Genomic DNA, 22,234 nt, shown 5'->3' on the forward strand with positions numbered 1-22,234 from the left:
AGAATATTGTACATTAAACTGCAATTCTTCTTCTACTTCTAATGTATTAAATATAATATCAGCCTTAGTTGTTTTATTTTCAACCTCAACTGGCTCTATTCTTAGTCCATCTATTTTCAAACTCTCACTTTCCATATTTTGAAGCACAAACATTGTATCGAATAAAGGATTTCTACTAATATCTCTCGTTAGGGACAGTTTCTCTACTAAGTCTTCAAATTGATAGTCTTGATTTTCATATGCCTTAAGTGCATTTTCTTTTACTTCAGACAATAATTCTTTAAATGTTTTGGTTCCAGTTATATAATTTCTCATTGCTAATGTATTTACAAACATTCCTACTACATTCTGTAAATCTGCATGAGTCCTACCTGTTATTGGCGAACCTACAACTATGTCTTCTTGTCCTGTATATTTATGAAGTAATATATTATAGGCTGCAAGTAACACCATATACAATGATGCTTTATTTCCCCTTGCTATTTTAAATAATTCATTTGTTAGTTTTTTGTTAACTTTGAAATTTATCCTATCTCCAATAAAACTTTGTATTGGTGGTCTTTGAAAATCTGTTGGCATATTAAGTACCGGTATGTCACCTTTGAATCTCTCTAACCAATATTCTTCTTGCTTTTTCAGTAAATCTTTACTTAATATTTCTTTTTGCCATACAGCATAATCTTTATATTGTATTATAAGCTTCTCTAGTTCTTTTCCTGAGTAATACTCCATAAACTCCTTTATAAGTAATGTCATTGATACTCCGTCTGATATTATATGATGCATATCAAAGATTAATACATGCTTTTCCTCATCTACCTTTATTAGTCCAACTCTCAATAGTGGTAATCTACTTAAATCAAAAGGTTCTATAAAATACTTTATTTTGTCCTCCTTTTCCTTTTTTTCTTTTACAGTCATGTAATCTATTGTAAATTTTATATTTTTATGGATTATCTGAACTGGTTCACCATTTACTATTTTAAAAGATGTTCTTAAAGCTTCGTGCCTTTTTATCAGTTGATCAAACGCTTTTTGTATTTTATCTTTATTAACTATTCCTTCTAGAGTTATTGCTCCAGTCATATTATAGCTTGTCTCTTCTAAGTCAAACTGTTGTAATGTATATAGTCTCTTTTGGGCTGATGATAGTGGATAATATTCTCTTTCATCTATAGGTTCTATAGATAAATATACACTTTCTTCTAATTCTTCTATATATTGCGCAAGTTCTCTTATAGTTAAATTTGTAAATATCTCTTTTAGGGGAATTTCTATATTTAACTCTTTATGTATCTTAGCCATAAGAATTGTAGCTCTTAGGGAATGACCTCCCAAGTCAAAGAAGTTATCATCAATACCTATCTTATCTACATTAAGCACATTCCTCCATATATCTATAAGACGTGTCTCTACTTCATTCCGTGGCCTTTCATATTCTACTCCTGTAGTCATATTTATATCTAATTTTTCTAATGTCTTTCTATCTATCTTACCATTATGAGTTAGAGGAATTCTTTCTAACTGCATAAAGTATGATGGTATCATGTAACCTGGTAGTTGCTTTAATAAATATGTCCTAAGCTCTGTTGTTGTAAACTCTTTATCTGATACTATATATGCACACAAGTATTTATCTTCAATTCCATCTTTTCTTACTATAACTACTGCTTCTCTTATTTTTTCATGTTGTAAAAGATTATTTTCTATCTCTCCTAGTTCTATTCTATATCCCTTTATCTTTACTTGATTGTCTATCCTACCTAAAAACTCTATGTTTCCGCATGGAAGCCATCTTGCAAGATCTCCTGTTCGATACATTCTTACATCAGGCATAAATGGATTGTCTACAAACTTCGTCATAGTAATTTTTGATCTGTTTAAATATCCCCTTGCCACTCCGTCTCCACTTATACATAATTCTCCTGCCACTCCTATTGGTTGTTGATTTCCATACTTATCCAATATATCTATCCTTGTATTAGCTATGGGTTTTCCTATGTTTATTTCTGTCTCATCTGTTAAGTCTTTTATAGTTGACCAAACTGTTGTTTCTGTAGGCCCATATAGGTTATATACTTTTACATGTAATTTATTTTTTATATTATTTAGTAATTCTTTTGGAAAGTCTTCTCCCCCAACTATTAATTCTTTTAATCTATTTAGATATTTCCAATTACCCCAATCTGAAATCAATGCCTTAAATCTAGAAGGTGTTACTTGTAATATGTTAATATCATTTTTTATAATGACTTGTTTAAATAACCTAGGATCCTCTTGCTGTTCTTTACTTGCTATTACAACTTTCATTCCTTTTATTAAAGGTACAATAGTTTCTAGCACAAATATATCAAAAGAAATTGAGGTCAATCCAAGTATAGTTTTTTCTGCTGATAATTGTATTTTATTTGTTATCCCACTTATAAAATTACTAACATTTCTATGTTCAACCATAACTCCTTTAGGTTTCCCAGTTGACCCTGAAGTATATATTACATATGCGAGGTTTTTAGCTCTATTAATTACTTCTAAATTTCTACTTTTACCTATATATATGTCATTATCTTCTAAGTCTATTATCTCTCCTGAAAACTCAAGTATATTTGTTAATCTCCTTTGGGTAAGTAATATGTCTGTATTGCTATCTTCAAGCATATGATTAATTCTATCTTTAGGATATTCTGGATCTATTGGTAAATATGCTCCTCCTGCCTTCAATATCCCTACTAGCCCTGTTACCATTTCCAAGGATCTTTCTACCATTATTCCGACTATAGTATCTGCTTTTACTCCCTTATCTCTCAGTACCTTTGCAACTCCATTTGCTTTTTCATTAAGTTCTCTATAACTTAGTTTTTTATCTTCACATGTTATTGCTATTTTATCAGGCATTCTCTCTACCTGCTCCTCAAAAAGCTCTTGTATTGTCTTATCCCTTGGATAATCTGTCTTTGTATCGTTAAATTCATATAAAAACTTTTTTTCTTCTCCCTCTGTAAGTATTTTTATGTCCTTTACATTTATATTTTCATCAGCTGAAATTTGCTCTACTATATTTAATATATGTATAACTATTCTATTTATAGTTTCATAATCATAGGCTCCTGAATTATATCTAAGGTTTATATTCATTATTTTTCCAGGTATCACAAAAATTTCAAAATCATAATTAGTATGTTCACTACTTTTTACATCCTTTATAGTGAATCCTAACTTATCTTTACTATGTAGACTCGTTAGGTTTTCTTCTATAGGATAATTCTCAAATACAATTATATGATTAATCAAATGCTGTCTTAATTCACTATATGATTGTATTTCTGCTAAAGGAATATAGTCATATTCTTTAGATTTAACGTCCTCATCCTGTATTTTATTTATTAAGTTGATAAATGTATCTTCTTCTTTGTATTTAATTCTTACCGGTAGGGTATTTATAAATAATCCTACAACAGTCTCTATTTCAGGTATTTCTGCTTGTCTACCAGAAACTACTGAACCAAATACTACATCTTCTGTATTATTATATTTACTAAGCAAAATTCCCCATACTGCTTCAAACATTGTATTGATTGTTACTTCATTTTTCTTTGCGATACTCTGTAGTCTTTGTGTAAACTCCTCATTAATTTGGAAACAATATTCATCTCGCATAGATCTATTTTCTTTAATTTTCTTTAATTTAGGAACAACTGCCTTATTTTCATACTTCTTAAGGTATTTCCGCCAGTAAGTTGCTCCCACTACAGTATCTTTTTTCTCCAGCCATTTTATATAGGTGCTGTAAGGTATCATAGATTCTAAATAGATACTTTCTCCATTCTTTAGCTTTATATAAAACTCCAAAAAGTCTTTTACTATAATTCCCAAACACCATCCATCCATTATGATGTGATGATGACTCCATATCAGTTTATAACCCTCTTCTTGGATCTTGATTATTGATATCCTCATGAGTACATTTTTTTCTAAATCAAAGCCCTTTTTTCTGTCTTCTTCTTTAAAAGCTTCAATGAATTTGGCTTTTTTATTCTCTTCTTGATGCGAAATATCATTAAAAGATATCTTTGCTTTTCTTTTTTTTATTACAACTTGTCTAGGTTTTTTCGTTCCTTTATAAATAAATATAGTTCTTAATACATCATATTTTTCAATTAATTTATTGAAGCTTTTTTCAACCAAATCTACATCCAGAGTACCCTCTATCCCAATAACAGTTTGTTCAAAGTATGCAGTTGATGTTTTATCCATTATATAATGAAAAAGCATGCCTTCCTGCATCGGAGAAAGAGAATAAATATCCTTTATATCACTTTTTTTAAGCATACTATATACCGCTCCTTCTTCTACATTTATATTGTCAAATATAACTATATTAAATTGAATACAAACTTTACATTCTAATTTCGTAAGATAATTCTTTACATTCTCAATGTTTTGAGAGCAAGAGTGTAAATATATGTAATTTTAATATATAGTTTATCAAATTTATTCTATAGTTATGTCTTTTATAGAATCAAAAATTTTATCTACCTCTAATTCATCAAGGTCATAAGAAGTAAAATCACTAAGGGTCTTTTCTGTATCTTCTTTATTTGTACAATGATTAATGATTCTCTGTAAATTTTTCTTGTACATGTTAACTAATTGAAAAATTGTTTCTTTTTTATATTGATGATAATTATAATTAACTCTTATATTCAATACTCCTTTAGAAATTACTCCTCCTATATCCAATGTGTAACATCTTTCAGAGTTAATACTCATAGCGTTACCTGCTGAAATATTTGACATCTCAAATAGGTTGTTATTAATATCTGCATCAATTTGTCCTAAATAATTAAAATTAATCTCAGGTACTAATTTGAAGTTTATTTCTTCCTTATACTCCTTTGGAGTCATATATTTTAGTATCCCATACCCTATCCCTTTGTTAGGTATGCGTCTTAAAGTTTCTTTAGTATTCTTTATTACATAGGCTAACTCATCTGATTTATTCATGTCTATCACTACTGGATACTGTGATGTAAACCATCCAATTGTCCTTGTTATATCTACATTCTCTATTATTTCTTCTCTACCATGTCCTTCTACATTTATTAATACTTTATTATGTCCCGTCCATTCCTTTATAGTTACTCCTATAGCTGAAAGTAATATATCATTTATTTCCGTATTATATGCTTTATTTACTTCTCCTAGTAAATTTTCTGTTTCTTCCTTTGATAACTGTATAAATATATTATTACTATCTTTTAATTTGTTATCTATAGCTTTATCGTCCATAGGTAAAGGTAGTATATCTATTGATTCTATATCACTCCAATATCTTGTAGTTTTTAGTAATTCCTTGTTTTTTGAATATTCACTTAGTCTTTGTGCCCACTCTTTAAAGGATGTTGTTTTTAATGGAAGGTTTATAGCATGTCCATTTTCTATTTGTTCATATACAGTTGTGAAATCTTCAAATAATATTCTCCATGACACCCCATCTATTATTAAGTGATGTATAACTATTAGTAAATAATCGCCCCTCTCTGTCTTAAATAAAGCTAGCTTAACTAATGATCCTTTATATAAATCTATACTACCTTGTATCCTATTTGCCCTCTCTTCTATTGACTTTTCATACTCTACTCCTAAGTCATACACCTCAATATCTATTAAATCCCTTTCTAATCCTCGATTTATCTGTTTAACTTTCTTCCCCCTTTTCTTATATACTATTCTTAAAGCATCGTGGTGTTTTTCTATCTCTCTAAATGCTTTTTTAATTATTTCTTCTTTAAAGCCTTCTTCTCTATATAACATTACCGATTGATTCCAGTGATGCATATCTGTTATGTTCTTTTGAAAAAAACACTTTTGTATAGGAGTCAAATTTACATAACCTGTTATTAAACTTTGCTCTGTTTTTATCATTATATCTTTCACATAAAAACTTAACTGTTTTATCGTAGGATACTTAAATATGTTTTTAACCTCTATTTTTAAATTATACTTTTGTAATCTTGCTGATATTTGTATCGCCTTTATTGAGTCTCCTCCTATTTCAAAGAAGTTATCATTTATTCCTATATCTCTATTTATTGACAGAACTTCTTGCCATATCTTTAGCAATATTTCTTCTATATCATTTCTTGGCGCTTCATATTCTACTGAAGTATTTGTATCTATATCTAGTTTTAATAATGCTTCTCTATCTATTTTTCCATTTGTCGTAATGGGTATTTTTTCTATGTATATAAAATATGATGGTATCATATAATCCGACAATCTTTTTGATAGAAACTTCCTAATCTCTGTTACTGTAAATTCTTTGTCTGATACTACATAAGCACATAAATATTTATTTCCTTCTTCGTCCTCCCTTTCTATAACTACTGCTTCCTTTATTTTTTTATGTTTTAAAAGACTATTCTCTATTTCGCCAAGTTCTACTCTATATCCCCTTATCTTTACTTGATTGTCTATTCTTCCTAAATACTCCATTTCTCCATTAGATAATAATCTAACTAAATCTCCTGATTTATATATTCTCTCACCGTTTTTATATGGGTTTTCAATAAATTTTTCTTTAGTTAAATTGGGTCTGTTTAAATATCCTCTTGCTATACCCTCTCCTCCAATATATAATTCTCCAGGCACTCCTATAGGTAGTATTTTAAATTTATGATTCATTATATATGCCCTCAAAGTCGGTATAGGTTTTCCTATATTACTTATATTCGATTTGATTTCTTTATAGCTTATCTCCTTAAATGTAGCATGTACAGTAGTCTCTGTTATTCCATACATATTTATTATTTTTGTTTTAGGATATTTATCTTTCCACATCTTAAGTTTTATCGGTTTTAAAGCATCTCCTCCGAGAATAACGTATTTCATATTCAAATTAGCCTCACTATACTTTAGTTCCTCATTTATCAGATTATAAAATGCTGAGGGCGTCTGGTTTAATACTGTTACTCCTTCTTCTTTTAGTATTTCCAAAAAACTCAAAGGATCTTTTGATACCAACTCTGGTATCAAAATCAATTTTCCACCATATAGCAATGCTCCGTACATTTCCCATACCGAAAAATCAAAACAATATGAATGAAACATTGTCCACACATCACTGCTATTAAAATCAAATAAAAAATTATCATTGAACATCAATCTCACAACATTTTTGTGTTCTATCATTACCCCTTTGGGTCTATCCGTTGTACCAGATGTATAAATTACATATGCTAAATTGTTAGGTTTTGTTAGACATATAAGATTTGTTTTATCATTTTTATAAATATCCTCATCATCTATGTATACAGACTCTTTATTTAGTCCTGTTTGCTTTGCTACTTTTTTAGTTGTTAATAATAGACTTACATCACTCTCTATGAGCATAAATTCTATTCTATCTTTAGGACAATTTGGATCAATAGGCAGATATGCTCCTCCAGCTTTTAATATACCTATTATCCCAATTACCATATCTAAAGATTTTTCTATTATTATTCCAACTATATTATCAGGTCCTATACCTTTTTCCCTCAATACTCTTGCAACTTGATTTGCTCTTTCATTTAATTCTTTATATGTTAATTGAGTATCTTCATATATGACAGCAATACCTTCTGGTGTTTTTTCTGCCTGATCTTCAAACAGAACTTTTATTGTCTTATTTTTTGGAAAGTTTGTTCCGGTGTTATTAAAGCCATTTAATATCTGCTCTTCTTCAAAATTAGTCAACATATCTATTTCATCCACTTTTTTCTCCGGATAATTTGTAATATTTTTAACAATCATCTCAAAATGTTGTGAAATCTTTAATATAATTTCATCACTAAATACAGCTTTATTGAAATAATAAGTTATATCAATGTCTTTTAATGTAGTAACGCTTATTGTTAAATCAAAATTTGTTCTTTCAAATATTGAATAATCGTTTACTGTTAAAACATTTTTTTGATTAGTTATAAAACTATCTAATGGATAATTTTCTATTACTAAAAGAGAATCAAATATGTTTCCTTTCCTATTTATGCCGCAATATTTTTTTATATCTACTAATGATGTTGCTTCATATTTTTCTCTTTCATGCATCGACATAGTAACATTTTTTAATAATTGTAAAACATTAATATCATTACTAGTATTAATTCTTAATGGTAATGTATTAACAAATAGTCCAACAATATTATCTATGCCACTTATTTCTACATTTCTTCCTGAAATAGCAGTACCAAAAACTACATCCTCACTATTTATATATCTTTGTAACAATATCCCCCATGAACTATAGAGTAAAGCTGCTAAAGTAAGCTTTTTTTCCTTTGCAAAATTCAATACTTTTTTTGTCAACTTTTTAGAAAATTTATAAGTATATTGTCCAAATCTTCTATCAGCCTTTTCTTTTCCTGAATCTAAAGAAAAACTACTTTTTCCATTGAACCCCTTTAGATATTCTTTCCAATATATCTCTTCCTTGCTTCTATCTTGGTTTTCAATCCACTTAACAAATTCTCTAAATCTATTTTTTCTTGGATGTATTAATTGTTTTCCAACTAATAAATCGTTATAAGCCTTAAAAAATTCCTTAAGAATAATTCCAGTACTCCACCCATCATATAATATATGATGATTGCTTATTATCATTTGATACTTATCTTCTGTAGTCTTACATAAAGTCACTCTAAACGGAACACTACTCAAATTAAAATTTTTTTTCCTATCCTCAGTTTTAATTTTTTGTAATAATTTTTCCTTGTTTTCATCAACTTCATTCGAAATATCATTTAAATTAATTCTTAAACTATGCTGTTTTAATATTATTTGAATTGGTTTTTCTAACTTCTCCCAACGATATAAAGTTCTTAACATTTCATTTGTTTCCACAACAAACTCCCAAGCTTTTTGAAAAAAGTTAAACTGCACATTTGCATATATTCCCAAACAAAGCTGTTCAAAATATTCGTCACTTTTTGGATTCTTCAGATAATGGAATAGCATACCTTTTTGCATAGGTGTCAATGCAATTATATCGTCTATATCTTTTCTATCTATTTTTTCTGATCTTCTCATATACCTTTTCTTCCTTCTATAGATTTGAAAAATCAAACATAAAAATGTGATATATAATCAAATATTAAATACAATTACATATTTTATTTCTTGCAACTTTTATACTATTGATTTTTTCTAAGGTAGTAAATTTATAGTAGTGTATATCGAAATAAATAATTTTTGTAATATATGTTACATACACAGAAACTAAAATACATATTATGTATTATTGTATATTTATTGTTTTAATTTACTTTTTTTTTATGTTATTCTTCTTAATTCTACATTTTTAATTTTTTTTTATATTTGTAAATTATAGTATTAATTTTATAGTATTTTTCTATTTAATTCAACCTTTTTTTAATATAAAAAAATAAAATATTAGATTATGTATTATATTACTAATGATTTATATATTAGGTTAATATTTTCTAATAATGGTGGTTGATTACAATTAATTGTGTTGAAATATTTGTTAAGGATATTAGACATGTTTTACAGAATTAAAAAACTTAGAATTAAGAATTGCATTATATATCTTAAGCCTTAAGTTTAGTTATCTATAAAAATAATATTATAAGGAGAATAGTCATGAATATAATTAAAACTAAAGTTTAATTCTCAAAAGAAAAAAGTAATGAAAACGAGCTTTGGAATAATAACTTTATTCTTTTATTACAAGGCCAACTTGTATCATCTTTAGGAGATAAAGCTTATTCTATAGCATTAGGTTTTTGGATTCTTGCAGTAACTGGATCTACAGGATTGATGGCATTTCATTTACTTAATATAAATTCATCAATAGTTTATTTTACATATTATAGCATATATGTTATGATGTGCTTAGAATATTTGTGCCTTTAGATTACTCTATATAATATTAAGCTTTTTATGTAATGAAGTATATTTTCTTTAGGAGTTGTATAGTATGAAAAAAATATTAATTATTTTAATTATTTTGTTGTTAACAAGTTTTCTCATTAGTTGTACTACTGAAGATGAAAATATAGTTAAACTTTCTACTATATTAAAACAAGATGCAAAGCTTTATAAAAAACTAAGTATAATGGATGGTACTACAGGAGATAAAAAAGAAACTGAGGATCAAGAAGTTATAAATAGATTTATTGATGACATAGAAGATTATTTTTTAATAGAATTTAAAGATGATTTTCTTAATGGATATAAATATTCTATATGTGTTAGTGATAAGGATAATAAAGTCAAGTTATGTATTACTGATAATGAATATGTCATGGTTAATGGGAAAAATTATACTGTTGTAGGCTCTATAGATTATGAAAAGTATTTTAGTATGATTAAGTAAAACAAAGTAATTTAGACCTGTTACGTGTGATTTTCTTACTTAATTTATTTGTTTAAAATATGAGGTAGACATATGACTAGTAATAAAAAATTTATATTTGCCATTATAGGCATAGTTGTATTAATCATTTTTCCTAGGGATAGAATAGAAGCTGCATTATATATATTAATTGTAGAGTTAATTATTGTTGGAATAGGTTATTTAATTAGAAGAAAAAAATTAATAAGATGTTAGTATATGAAATTCAGAATTCGTTAGATATCAGTCACAGCACAGCTAATTTACATGTACAAAAATTATTGTCTTCAAATAAAATCTTTGTGAATGATAGAAAACGTAACAGGATTTTTAGATTCTATGAAATACTTGATATTTTGGATAGTTAGGGCGTGTAAATAATTTTGTGTTTCTCTCTATAATAGCAAATATTTCAAATTTTTTTCTTACCAATACAATTTTCTATCAAATGCATACCCCCCCAAACAATTATATAGAAACTTATGCATCTGTCTTTAATCCGATTGCGTTAACTCTTTATTTAATTTTTCTATTGTCTTCTTTACTATCCTTGATACATAACCGCTATCAAGTAAGGGCTAAAAAATATTTCCTTTTCATTGAGTATATTGCTCTCTTCATTTTACTGTTGAATAAATGTTAAAATTTTAATATCTGAGAGAAGCTTATAGCTTCTTCTTCGTAATCATGAACGAAATAATTTATACCTTCAAATTCTAATTCTTACTTGCCAACTAGCTCTATTTCCGCTTCTTCAAAAGTTGTTGAATACATTTTACAACAATTTCAAACTTTCTTTTATTGTTATAATTTATCTTTTTTTAAAGCTCTCAACAATTAATTTATAGCTTTCAATATTTTATTTATTCTAAAACGGTATTTCATCATCTTTTGTTACAGAGTATTAATCATCATATGAATATCCATAAAACTCCACGTACGTATACGGTTCTTTTTCGAAAATAAAACAAAGATAATTTATACACTTGTTAATGAACAATATAAGAAGATTGTGAAATAAATTTAAATTAGTCACCATTATTGTACAGTTCACCGTTTTAGTAGCAAGGGATATAGTTTTACTACATCCCTTCTTAGAATTGTACATTAAAAAAATCCAATCTCATTTCTGAAATAATACGTATTTACTTTTATTCCCATTTGAAAAATTGAAGAGCTACCCCAGTACATATTACCCCAAGAGCAATCATTATAATAATGGGCATCATCACACTATCTACCGTCAAACAAAGTGAAGCCGCCTTTAAAAGCTTTATTCCTTGTGTTAAGGGTAATATATTGGAACACTTTTGAAGTGCTGTTGGCATAATTTCATAGGGCAACGTTGCTCCTGAAAAAATCAACATAGAGAAATATAATATACTTGCTGTAACACTTGCTGTCTTTAAATTGGGAGCAATTCCTCCTACCATAATGCCTATACTAAACATAGATCCCATTACCAAGAAATAGGAACCTAAAAACTGGAGCCAGGAACCATTGAAGCGAAACCCAAAGAAAATCGTTACGGTGACATAAACAAGTATAAATGAAGCAATAGCATAAAATGCATAAATTACTACCTGCACTGCTAAAATTACAGCAGGACTTATAGGTGTTACTTTAAACCTCTTTAGAATTTTTTTATGACGATAGTCGGACACCACCAGTGGTAATCCCATGACACCCCCTGCACATATTGCAATTGTAGTGATAGCTCCAAATGATTGTTCTAAAAAAGTGTATCCTGCACCATCAAAGGCTAATTTATTTTCGTAGATAATACCAATAAGTATTGTTACCACTACTGGCATGCAAATTGCAAAAATAAACATATCCATCCCTCGAAGAGATAATTTCAGTTCTGTTTTCAACATTGTTCTAAATGCTCTCATGATCATCTTCCTCCTCGTCTGTATACCATAAATAAGCTTCCTCAAATTTCTCATATGGGCTTCCTGCGATTGCTTCCTGCACCGTTCCATAGAAAATACTTTTTCCTTTTTTAAGAATACAAATCCTATCACACAATGCTTCTACCTCATCCATAAAATGCGAAGTTAAAAAGATAGTAAGTCCTTTCTTTTTTAAATCCAAAAGTCCTTTCCATACCTCTCTCCTTGCTCTAGCATCAAGTCCTGTTGTTAGTTCATCTAAAAACACAACTTCTGGGTTAGGAATAAAGGCAAGTATAATAAATAAGCGCTGCTTTTGCCCTCCTGAAAGTTCACTCACTTGACTTTTACATTTATCCGAAAGCCCAAACTGTTTTAACAATTCTACATAATCTGCTGGCTGTTTGTAAAGGGCTTGTGTTACTTTACAAAGCTCTGCTACTGTTATTTTATCTTGATAGCTTGATTCTTGAAATTGGACTCCAACTTTCTGATATAATTTCTTTCTTTGTTTTTGTGGATGCATTCCTAAAATAGAAATTGAGCCGCTATCAAATTCCTTTGTACCTAAAACACATTCAATGGTGGTACTTTTCCCAGCTCCATTAGCACCAAGTAATCCAAACACTTCTCCACTTTTAACTGATATGCTAACGTTATTTACAGCCTGTATATTTCCGTATGCTTTGCATAAGGCATGAATTTTAACTGTTTCCATATATAAAAACCCTCCTATTTTTTAATATATAAAAGAGAATAACACCATAATAAAGTCTGGTGTTAAACTGTAGGGTTTATATTAAATTTTTCTTGCATTTCTTTTAACTGACTTAAAACGCAATTTGCATTTAATTCCGCGTTACTTAGTGAAGTAAGAAGCTTATCACATGCTGTTACAATATCTTCATCAGCTTTTGGTGTATTAAGAACCTCTCGTACATCGATTTCTGAATTATTTGATAGGGCACTTACCATACGCAAAATTGCTGCAAGTGAATAATTTGCACAACGTAAAGAACGTATTATCTTTAATATTTGAATATCATTTTTAGTATATACCCTATATCCATTTTGTTTTCTTTTTACAGAAATTAACCCATTCATTTCCCAATTTCTTAACGTATCTATGGTAACTCTTAAGTAAACTGCAGTTTGTTTTCTTGTGAAAGCTACATCCTTTTCTTTCTCTTGTATACCAGAGAGTAATTTTTTTGTAATTTCTATAGCCTCTTCCGCATTCTTCTGTTCTATTTTAACTTGATTTATATAGTTATTTGTATATGCAATTGCCTTTTGAAATTTACCTTGGGCAGATAATTTAATAATATTAATTATATTTTTCCTAAGACCGCTTTGCAACACTTCAACTTTAAGTGCTGTCCTGGTCAGCTTAAATTGTGCAATATGAAAATCTGTAAAAACTCGATATCCATTGGATAATCTTTGAGGTTTAGGTATTAATTCTAGTTTTTCATACAACCTTACTGTATTAGGGTGTATGCCTATTACCTTTGCTACTTGTGCTGTCTTATATTTATTTTCCATAACATCTCCACCTCCATTTATCCTTATTATAATGCAGGTTTAAAGTCTGGTGTTATAGTGTATACTTTATTTTAAAAAAAGCATACCCAATATTCAATAACTTGAGTACTAATAAAATTCTTATTTTTTTACAACCACGAATTAGCTTATACTTTAAGTATACCACTATGTACCACATATTGTTATTATCTAAGTTGGAGTATTAGCTACAAGTCAATATATTTCATAAAATGAAATGTGACCCTATTTTACACGAATGAATATTTCCAGCTCAATATGCTTGTTAAAACAACTTACTTGAAACTGATGATGTTGGAAACACTCTCTTGTATGAGTTGAAGATGGAAACAGCCACTTCATCAAACAAGAAATTTTAAACTTATTCCTCTGTATTAGACATAAATTCTTTCCATCCTTCACTATCATCTTTTAAATATTCTGCAATATATTTATATTTAATCTCAAATTCTGCATGCCCTCCTATTGCATGAGCAGCTGGAATTGATATGCCCAGTGTATCATTTGTTAAATAACTAAATACTGATTCCATAGTATCTATACTATCAGCATTAATAAGACTTTCCTTTACTACCTCATAAGTTCCATAGTTACTCAAGGCTAACTCTTCTTGTTCTGGCCATAAGGGTTTAAACTCTCCATTAATAAACATGTTTACTAACTTTTCTTCTATATTAACTAGGTCTACTAGTCTTAATCTATTCCCCATCTTCATATCAATATTTGTAGTATAAAACAACTTATGAGGGTGTGGTGCCATTTGGGCATCTCCTAATCCAAAATATTGAATACTTAAAATACATCCATTTTTTAAAGTAATATTGTATTCAATTTTTAAACTTAAATGACCTCTATCCTCATAATTGTAATCATTATACACTTTAAGAGCTTCAGCTTTTATCATATCATTTATCGTTTTTTGTTTAGCTTCATCACTTAGACCTGATACTTTAGGATACTCTATACTAATATTGTTATTATCATCTTCCTCAGCATAAATTATAGTTGAAATTTCATAACTATCATCAGTAATTTGATCTAATTCTTCTGTTTTATTGCATCCAGTAAAATAAATTGTGAATATTAAAATACTAGTAAGTATAATAATTCTTTTCATAATACATCTGTCACCTCGTAGGCTTATTCTATTTTCACAGGGTATGCTCCCTCTTTTTATAAATTTTATAGCCACATTATTCCATGATAATGAACATCTTCACCTCATTTGGACTAGACTAAATTAATGCTCTTTACTTCATATTAAGCTATTATATATTAATATTTTCATATTTATTAAAGAATTATCTCTTAATACAGTTAACCACATTGTAGAATTAACCAGCAATTATCAAATTTGCGGATTTTCAAATCATCCTTCTTTATATAAAAATAGATTCGCCCACAATCACCAAACATTAGTTCAAAATCATTTATTGTAACGGTATCTAGCTGAAATAATAGTTGCCATTGATTACAATTTTTCTTCAAACATTTCAACTTTTCATTGTCAATTTGCGGTATATCACCACAGTAGATTCCATTGGTAACTTTCTCACACTCAAGTAACATTCCATTTTGTATAACATCAGCATATCCCAATAATTTACTAATGACTTCTTCCTGTTCATAACCTTTTAGTACTCTTATTTCATCGTATTCATCCCAATTATCATAATTGCATAATTCATTAAACTCCTCATAAGAAGGCAAATCATATTTTTTATTAAAATCAAGTTGTATTTCAGGCAACTTAAACTCATCTTCCATATCATCAGGAAATTCTACTCTATTAAGCTCTGTTACATAGCCATCAAAATAAAAAACTTTAGCACTTCCTTTATCTTGTGGGTCAAATCCCCATGTCATAGTAGAAAGTTCATAAAAGAAATAAAGAATCCCTTTGGTTGGAAGCAGACCATCTTCATCATACTTTTTGACTTCCTCACAATTTATTTGTGCCAAAAAACTCAATGGGCGGTTTTGGGTTTCACCGTTGAAATTTTCTCCTTCATAATAAAACCACTTAAAATCCTTTGGAACATCTGGCTTTCCTCCAAATTTAGATGTTCCAATAGGTAAATCTTCTTTGCTCTTAGTAAAGTCAAGTTTTATAGCATTCTTTTTCATCTCATTAAATACTTTATTTAAATCCATTTTTCCTCTCCTTTATCTAGATAAAACAAATAATCTTTACTTCGTACTATCCTACAATTGTGTAGTTACCTTTGAACCCTGCTAAGGGTCGATATAGTATGTTGATGCTTTTATCTTATTGTCATTAACCTAATTTTATTAAATCTACTCCATTATTGTTGCCTTATATAGAGAAATCCCCTTTGCCAAAAGCAAAAGGAATTTTTTATTGTATATTAAATCTTATATTAAATTTACTTATCAATTAACTTTAAATATAAATCAAGGCTGTTTTCTACTTCTCTAGCTACCATTTTTATAAAATCTCTATACTCCATTTTACTACATTTATCTAAGTTTTCATAATAGCTAAGCCTATCTTCAGTTTTAATAACAACTGGTGGATATCCATTTTTCATTAGTTCAAAATTAAGCAATAACCTTGCTGTTCTTCCGTTTCCATCTATAAATGGGTGTATAAGCACAAAATCTGCATGTACTCTGCTTGCACGTTCAATTGGATGCATTTTTGCAAATTCTTTATTATATTTTTGTATAAAGAATGACATTTTTTCTTTTACCATTATATGTTCTGGTGGTATATGTGATGCTCCTGCTATTAAAACATCCTTATCCCTATATACACCTGCATAAGAATCGTTGATTCCTTTAAGTATTAGTCTATGAATATTTCTAATTTGCCACTCAGTTAACTCTTCTTTGTTTTTAACTATGTCTTCTATATACAAGATTGCTTCTCTATGGTTTACAACCTCTAAATGTTCTCTTAATGTCTTGCCTCCTACTGTAATTCCTTCTAAAATAACTTTTGTCTCAATTAATGTTAAGGTATTTCCTTCTATTGCATTTGAATTATATGTCCAGTCCAATAATACTTTTTTTCTTATACTTTTTACGGTTTCTATAGGTAATGGTCTTAAACTATCTAGCCGTTTCTTCTTTTTATTAATATCCTTAAACATATATATCATTCCTTATTAATTTTTTAACTTCACCAAAATATTTATATCCAAATACAAAATTTTCATATTTTAAATATATCATATTCATAAATATTACACAAGCAAATCATTTTGTCTGCTTCTAGCATTTCCTGTAATGCATCTTTGAACATATTTTTTAGAAAGCTATACAAATCTCCTGCTGTTTTTAAATTACCTTCATTAGGAAACATATCCATTAAAGTTCTGATAACAATATTTCTTATTTCCATACCTATATTTAAAATTCCGTAAATTAATGTTAATCCATAGCCTTATTATAAGTGCTATTGAAGTTTTTTTGATATATAATACAAATGAACTCATTGATAATATAGCTATATATCCTCCCACCCATTAAACAGCGAATTTAAGAATTTAAAATCAAAACCGCTGTTTAAGCTTTCTTTTATGTAATTTCAACATAAAATATTAACTGCCAAAACTTTTATTATACGGCAAGGCAGTTCTTATTTTATTGTACGTAGTGTTTTTACATTTTGATTAACAAATTTACTAACTATATTTTTCATACATTACCGTATTGGTAAGTGGTTTTCTTTCCTTATTATGACGCTCCGGACTTAAAAATCCACTGTTTGGATAACCTAAAATTATTAATGCTGTAGGTTCTATGTACTTTGGTATATCAAATTCTTTTCTTATTATTTCAGGGTCAAACAACCCAACCATCACACTTCCTATATTCAATTCCCTTGCTTCCAGCATCATGTGATCACATATGATACCAATATCTAAATCACCCGAACATTTTTGATCAAAGGGGCGTATTAATTCATCCCTTGTATCCCTACAAACTATAAGAACACATTGTGAGCCAAAAGTCTGATATGCTTTTTGCACCTTAAGTATATTGTCTGGCTGTTGTACTGCTATTATTCTTTGAGGCTGTTTGTTGCAGGCAGTTGGTGCAACTCGTCCTGCTGATAAAATCAATTTTAGATCATTTTTATCTATTTTCTTATCTGTAAATCCTCGTGTTGTACACCTTTGTTTTGCTAATTCTAAAAAATTCATTTTTATTTCCTCCAATCACCTAGTACCCTTTGCCATTTATTTAGCAATGCTTCACCATGTAAGTCACATTAAATGTTTATGTAAAGGCACTTTTCTGTCATAATGCGAATAATGCTTCATATTCGTAATGGTATCACAATATATTATTACTGTCAACGAAACACGAATAAAACTTCATATTCTATTGACTCATTGAGAAAGTACAAGTATAATTATATATAAAAAATGAGGTAGTTGCTAAATGAGTAAAATAAGAAAACCTGTACAAAAACGATCAATTAAAAAAACGGAGAAAATTTTGAATGTTGGCTTTGAACTTTTTTGTAAAAAAGGATACCATAACACTAACACTATTGAAATTGCTAAAAGTGCTGGTGTATCAACTGGAGCTTTATATAGCTATTTCAGTAACAAACGTGATATATATATTGCAACATTTGATCAGTATATTAATTCCTTTTCTAAACTTTTATTTGAAAAACTTGAGGGATTACAACAACCGTTTAACCTTTCAGTTTTTATAGAAAAATGGATATCATTCTATGTTGATTTATATGCTACATCAAGTCATGCTTTAGAACAATTAAGAATGATGATGTTAGAAGATGAAGAAATTAACCATCATTTTTGTAATTTTGAAAATGAATACTTTGAAAAAATAGTTAAAATGCTTAATCAAAATGGTGTTACATCTGATAATTTGCTTGAAAAAGTATATGCTTCCTGCATATTGGTTGACGCTTTAAATCGAGAAAAATCGGCATTTCCTCATGATGGTTTAAACTTTGATATTTTGAAATCCCAAACTACAAAAACAATCTATTATTTGTTAACTACATAATTTAAAAAAGAAAAATATAAACTTATATAAAAAATCACCCATTATCCATATAGAATATAGTTAATAGGTGATTAGTCTTACTTTTATTAGTGTAACAAGTGATAAAAAAATCAGATTTTACAACAAGCTAATTCTTTCTCCAAAAACGATTTGATATAGGGATTGCTTTCTTGATTTAACGCATGCTGGAATGCCATATAGCGGCATTTTTGATAATGCTCGTCATCTATATAAAAGTCATATCCCATTATACATTTTGGATTACAAGCATCAGGATTAACCAGTCGTTTGCATAACGAAGCCTTTTTAATTTCTTTTTTCATCTTATCTGGAAGTAAACTTAGGAAATCTTCATATTGTCTTAAATGCTGTGGGTATATCCGTAACTTTACACCTGTTTTTCTACATATAAAAGTTGCTAAAGTTTTTTTGGTTGTGTCCAAAATGTAAGAAACTGTAAATCCGCTCTTGGCGGTCTTTATTTTGCATTTACAACCCTGCTGCAATAGAAAAGTATTTATATCTACTACGAAATCTTTGTTACTATTGTCTACTGTTTCGAGAAAATTAGTAAATTTTATATCTTCCATTTTATTAGCCTCCTTGTTACTTCTTTATAACAGGTATCCATACTTCATATTGCGAATTATTAGGATCATCATTCAAGTAAACCTCAATATCCGGAGCATTGGCGTATTCATAGCCTGAAGTAGGAAGCCATTCTGTTACAATTCGTTGTTCTAACTCTTGAATGGACTGAGGATTTTTACCATTACCTGTGAAAATTGCCCATTTAGATGCTGGCACAGAATATTCTTCTAAGGTTTCGTCAATCAGCTTAGAAGTCGATACAGCAATAAAATATTTCCATTCTTCATTATCATTGCAAACACTTACTCCCAAAAGTCCCATAGGCTGATTGTTCATCATGGTAACTAACTTAGGAATAGTACCATCCATAGCTGCTGTTTGCCACATCTGTGGCACAATAGCAAAATTCTTTTCAATTTCTTTATGTAGAGGTTGAGATATTCCAACAATACGAAATGCCTCTTTTTCTTCTATTCTATAATTCAATTCTTCCACTCCTTTGACAGTTATTTTGAAGCTGATAGGTGGATATGATTTAATAGAAATACCGCCTTTTTTAACTAAAGATGGAGCAACTGCATGTACGCTTTGAAATGCCCTGTTAAATGCTGTTGGTGAAGAATAACCGTATTTCAATGCAATGTCCACAATCTTTTCATCACCACTTTGCAAGTCAACAGCAGCTAAAGACATGCGCCTACGTCTGATATATTCTGAAAGAGGAATATTCGCCATATATGCAAACATCCTTTGAAAATGATATGTAGAACAGTATGCTACTTTAGCTACCTGCTCATAATTTATTTCTTCTGTGATATGCTCCTCAATATAATTGATTGCTTGGTTAAGACGTTCTATCCATTCCATATTATCTACTCCTCATTATCATATTTTATTTTAATTCGTTTTTCATTTTATTTCCTCTCTTTTTATGCACCAAAAAGAGAGGTTGTTGTATTTAGCAGCTTCTTGAACAGAAATATAATTCTTCTTTTATCATCCTTGCTGAACTTTTCCATATACCATAAATTATATATGTTTAAATGATTAATAACAATGAATAAAATATATATAACTAGCCATCAAATTCTTGACACTTGAGTACATAGATAAACCCCTATTATACATAGTTAAATGAATAAGAGGGGTTTTGAGTTATAAATCCATATTTATAACTTATATTGTGAGCCTTCAATCGTACATTAGGGTTTATGTATTGTTATCTTTTTCCTGTTACACCTTTATGATTAATTACCTTTTTTAGAAAATTTTGTTTGCACGATGCACATAATTCACAATTATGACTCCAATTTGGTTTACCATTTACCATTGTAATATTATTTACTGGGCACCTTTTCGCACACAAACCACATCCAGTACAATTATTATCTAAGCTTTTTACTTTCTCCTAAAAATCACAAATGAATTTGTAATATCTTTTACTTGTATTTCCATTACAGCACCTCTTTTATATAATTTATTTGACGTTACAATTCATCATATTCTATTTACTCTAATTATTTAATCGTACTACGCACTTCAATGTTTGGTATCAGACTCTATTTTATAATTCATAAGTGTTTTTACTTCATATATGTTATCTAAATCTCTAAGATTGCTATTCAAAATCATATCTTTTTCATTTATTATTCCTTGTCTTTTTGTCAATTCTTCTAATTTCATCATTTCAGTTTTTTTATTAAATATTGCTCTATAAATATGTCCATCATCTGTTTGATTAATTACAGTTCTAAAATCTTTGTCTTCAATTGTATAAAGCGTACCTGATCTATTATTAGATAACTCATATCGTTCTTGTACTACGTTTGGCTTATAAATATCTCCTGCTAAAACAAATGTTTGCATAAAAACTATAACAAGCATAATACACATCATTAATCTTTTCTTCATAGTCATACGCTCCTTTATTGTTATTTATGTATAAGATAACGCTGTATTAATATTATAAATTTGTATGATTTATTATTTATACTTGTCCATTTTTTATTTCTATATTTTAGACCTTGATTAAGCTTATCATAATATCCTATCTTGAAAAATGAAGACTTTATAACTATTACCTTTAACTTAATACAAAAACTCGTTTCTAAAAAGGTAATATTATTCCATTTCACCAACATATATAATTTTATTTTTATCTAAATAGTAGTCTAAAATAAATTTTCTCAATCCCCTTGGATACATTATCACTGATTCTATATTTTGAATATCAATCCATTCATATCCTAATTGGTTGCCATCCTTGCTTTTTGCATGTAAGATATCAATATTACTAGTTAATTGGCATTCAAATATTAAATCTACCTGATGAAATCCTGCTTTGTGAATAAAAGAATCATGATAATCTGCAATATATTCACAGACAAATATAATATCTTTCACTTCAATTTTAACTCCTAGTTCTTCGAAACATTCACGTTTTAATGCGCTACTAAGCTCTTCATTAGAATTCTGTCCTCCGCCGGGAAGTGTATAATATATATCTCCTTCCCCTTTCCTATATTTTATAGTTAGTAGCTTATTATTCTTAATTATAAGAGCTCTAGCTGCATTTCTTATTCCATGTTCATGCATGTCAAACACCTTCCTATAATTTTACTACTTAATTGAAAGTTCAATATATAAAATTTATTTTTTTGTAGCCCTCTTTTTTTCTCTTTATCTACTATTAATACAATAAGTGCTACAAATATTATAATTACTTATACTTTTTTAATTAACAACACCTTTTATTAAAATACTATATATTCACACTCTA

At 28.6% G+C, this 22,234-nt stretch carries 17 protein-coding genes and 1 pseudogene; 3 read left to right on the forward strand and 15 right to left on the reverse strand.

Annotated features, from left to right (window positions below):
* On the reverse strand, positions 1-4,326 hold a 4,326-nt coding region (locus AYC61_RS01000), incomplete at its 3' end, for a non-ribosomal peptide synthetase (RefSeq protein WP_156456283.1).
* Positions 4,327-4,488: 162 nt separating this feature from the next.
* A complete protein-coding gene (locus AYC61_RS01005; protein ID WP_066495485.1) occupies positions 4,489-9,066 on the reverse strand; it encodes a non-ribosomal peptide synthetase in 4,578 nt (1,525 codons plus the stop codon).
* A gap of 910 nt (positions 9,067-9,976) precedes the next feature.
* On the opposite strand from AYC61_RS01005, the gene AYC61_RS01010 reads away from it, so the two are divergent.
* Both AYC61_RS01010 and AYC61_RS20880 read left to right on the forward strand, forming a co-directional pair.
* The gene (locus AYC61_RS01010) at positions 9,977-10,375 is read left to right on the forward strand and encodes a hypothetical protein (RefSeq protein ID WP_066495490.1); all 399 of its coding nucleotides are present in this window, start codon (positions 9,977-9,979) and stop codon (positions 10,373-10,375) included.
* Positions 10,376-10,447: 72 nt separating this feature from the next.
* Positions 10,448-10,609: a hypothetical protein gene (locus tag AYC61_RS20880; RefSeq protein ID WP_156456284.1), complete on the forward strand. Its 162-nt coding sequence runs from the start codon at positions 10,448-10,450 to the stop codon at positions 10,607-10,609.
* A gap of 935 nt (positions 10,610-11,544) precedes the next feature.
* Here the strand turns inward: AYC61_RS20880 and AYC61_RS01015 are convergent.
* From AYC61_RS01015 to AYC61_RS01050, 8 genes are all read right to left on the reverse strand, one after another.
* On the reverse strand, positions 11,545-12,288 hold the full coding sequence (locus AYC61_RS01015) for an ABC transporter permease (RefSeq protein WP_066495492.1): 744 nt from the start codon (positions 12,286-12,288) through the stop codon (positions 11,545-11,547).
* Positions 12,275-13,006, reverse strand: a complete 732-nt coding sequence (locus AYC61_RS01020) for an ABC transporter ATP-binding protein (RefSeq protein WP_066495494.1) — start codon at positions 13,004-13,006, stop codon at positions 12,275-12,277. The genes AYC61_RS01015 and AYC61_RS01020 overlap by 14 nt, the downstream gene beginning before the upstream one ends.
* A gap of 62 nt (positions 13,007-13,068) precedes the next feature.
* Positions 13,069-13,833, reverse strand: a complete 765-nt coding sequence (locus AYC61_RS01025) for a MerR family transcriptional regulator (protein WP_066495496.1) — start codon at positions 13,831-13,833, stop codon at positions 13,069-13,071.
* Positions 13,834-14,212: 379 nt separating this feature from the next.
* Positions 14,213-14,968 (reverse strand): PdaC/SigV domain-containing protein, encoded by a 756-nt coding sequence (locus AYC61_RS01030; RefSeq protein ID WP_066495503.1) that lies wholly within the window; start codon positions 14,966-14,968, stop codon positions 14,213-14,215.
* Positions 14,969-15,168: 200 nt separating this feature from the next.
* On the reverse strand, positions 15,169-16,005 hold the full coding sequence (locus AYC61_RS01035) for a YwqG family protein (protein WP_066495504.1): 837 nt from the start codon (positions 16,003-16,005) through the stop codon (positions 15,169-15,171).
* A gap of 233 nt (positions 16,006-16,238) precedes the next feature.
* The gene (locus tag AYC61_RS01040; protein WP_066495506.1) at positions 16,239-16,967 is read right to left on the reverse strand and encodes a Fic family protein; all 729 of its coding nucleotides are present in this window, start codon (positions 16,965-16,967) and stop codon (positions 16,239-16,241) included.
* A gap of 62 nt (positions 16,968-17,029) precedes the next feature.
* Positions 17,030-17,218: a hypothetical protein gene (locus tag AYC61_RS01045; protein ID WP_066495508.1), complete on the reverse strand. Its 189-nt coding sequence runs from the start codon at positions 17,216-17,218 to the stop codon at positions 17,030-17,032.
* Between the two features lie 283 nt (positions 17,219-17,501).
* Entirely contained in the window at positions 17,502-18,023 is a 522-nt protein-coding gene (locus AYC61_RS01050) for a nitroreductase family protein (RefSeq protein WP_066495510.1), read from the reverse strand.
* Positions 18,024-18,264: 241 nt separating this feature from the next.
* Here AYC61_RS01050 and AYC61_RS01055 point away from each other — a divergent pair, with 241 nt between their 5' ends.
* A complete protein-coding gene (locus AYC61_RS01055) occupies positions 18,265-18,864 on the forward strand; it encodes a TetR/AcrR family transcriptional regulator (RefSeq protein WP_066495512.1) in 600 nt (199 codons plus the stop codon).
* A 110-nt stretch (positions 18,865-18,974) separates the two neighbouring features.
* Here AYC61_RS01055 and AYC61_RS01060 read toward each other — a convergent pair whose 3' ends face one another.
* The 5 genes and pseudogenes from AYC61_RS01060 to AYC61_RS01075 form a co-directional block, all read right to left on the reverse strand.
* Positions 18,975-19,454: a hypothetical protein gene (locus AYC61_RS01060; protein ID WP_066495514.1), complete on the reverse strand. Its 480-nt coding sequence runs from the start codon at positions 19,452-19,454 to the stop codon at positions 18,975-18,977.
* 16 nt (positions 19,455-19,470) lie between these two features.
* On the reverse strand, positions 19,471-20,322 hold the full coding sequence (locus tag AYC61_RS01065; RefSeq protein WP_066495517.1) for an AraC family transcriptional regulator: 852 nt from the start codon (positions 20,320-20,322) through the stop codon (positions 19,471-19,473).
* 352 nt (positions 20,323-20,674) lie between these two features.
* Positions 20,675-20,842, reverse strand: a pseudogene (locus tag AYC61_RS22230) (4Fe-4S binding protein); the annotation flags it as partial.
* Positions 20,843-20,994: 152 nt separating this feature from the next.
* On the reverse strand, positions 20,995-21,366 hold the full coding sequence (locus tag AYC61_RS01070) for a hypothetical protein (protein ID WP_066495527.1): 372 nt from the start codon (positions 21,364-21,366) through the stop codon (positions 20,995-20,997).
* Between the two features lie 210 nt (positions 21,367-21,576).
* The gene (locus AYC61_RS01075) at positions 21,577-22,050 is read right to left on the reverse strand and encodes an NUDIX domain-containing protein (RefSeq protein WP_066495531.1); all 474 of its coding nucleotides are present in this window, start codon (positions 22,048-22,050) and stop codon (positions 21,577-21,579) included.
* Between the last annotated feature and the right edge of the window lie 184 nt (positions 22,051-22,234).

Source organism: Abyssisolibacter fermentans (assembly GCF_001559865.1).
GTDB lineage: Bacteria > Bacillota > Clostridia > Tissierellales > MCWD3 > Abyssisolibacter > Abyssisolibacter fermentans.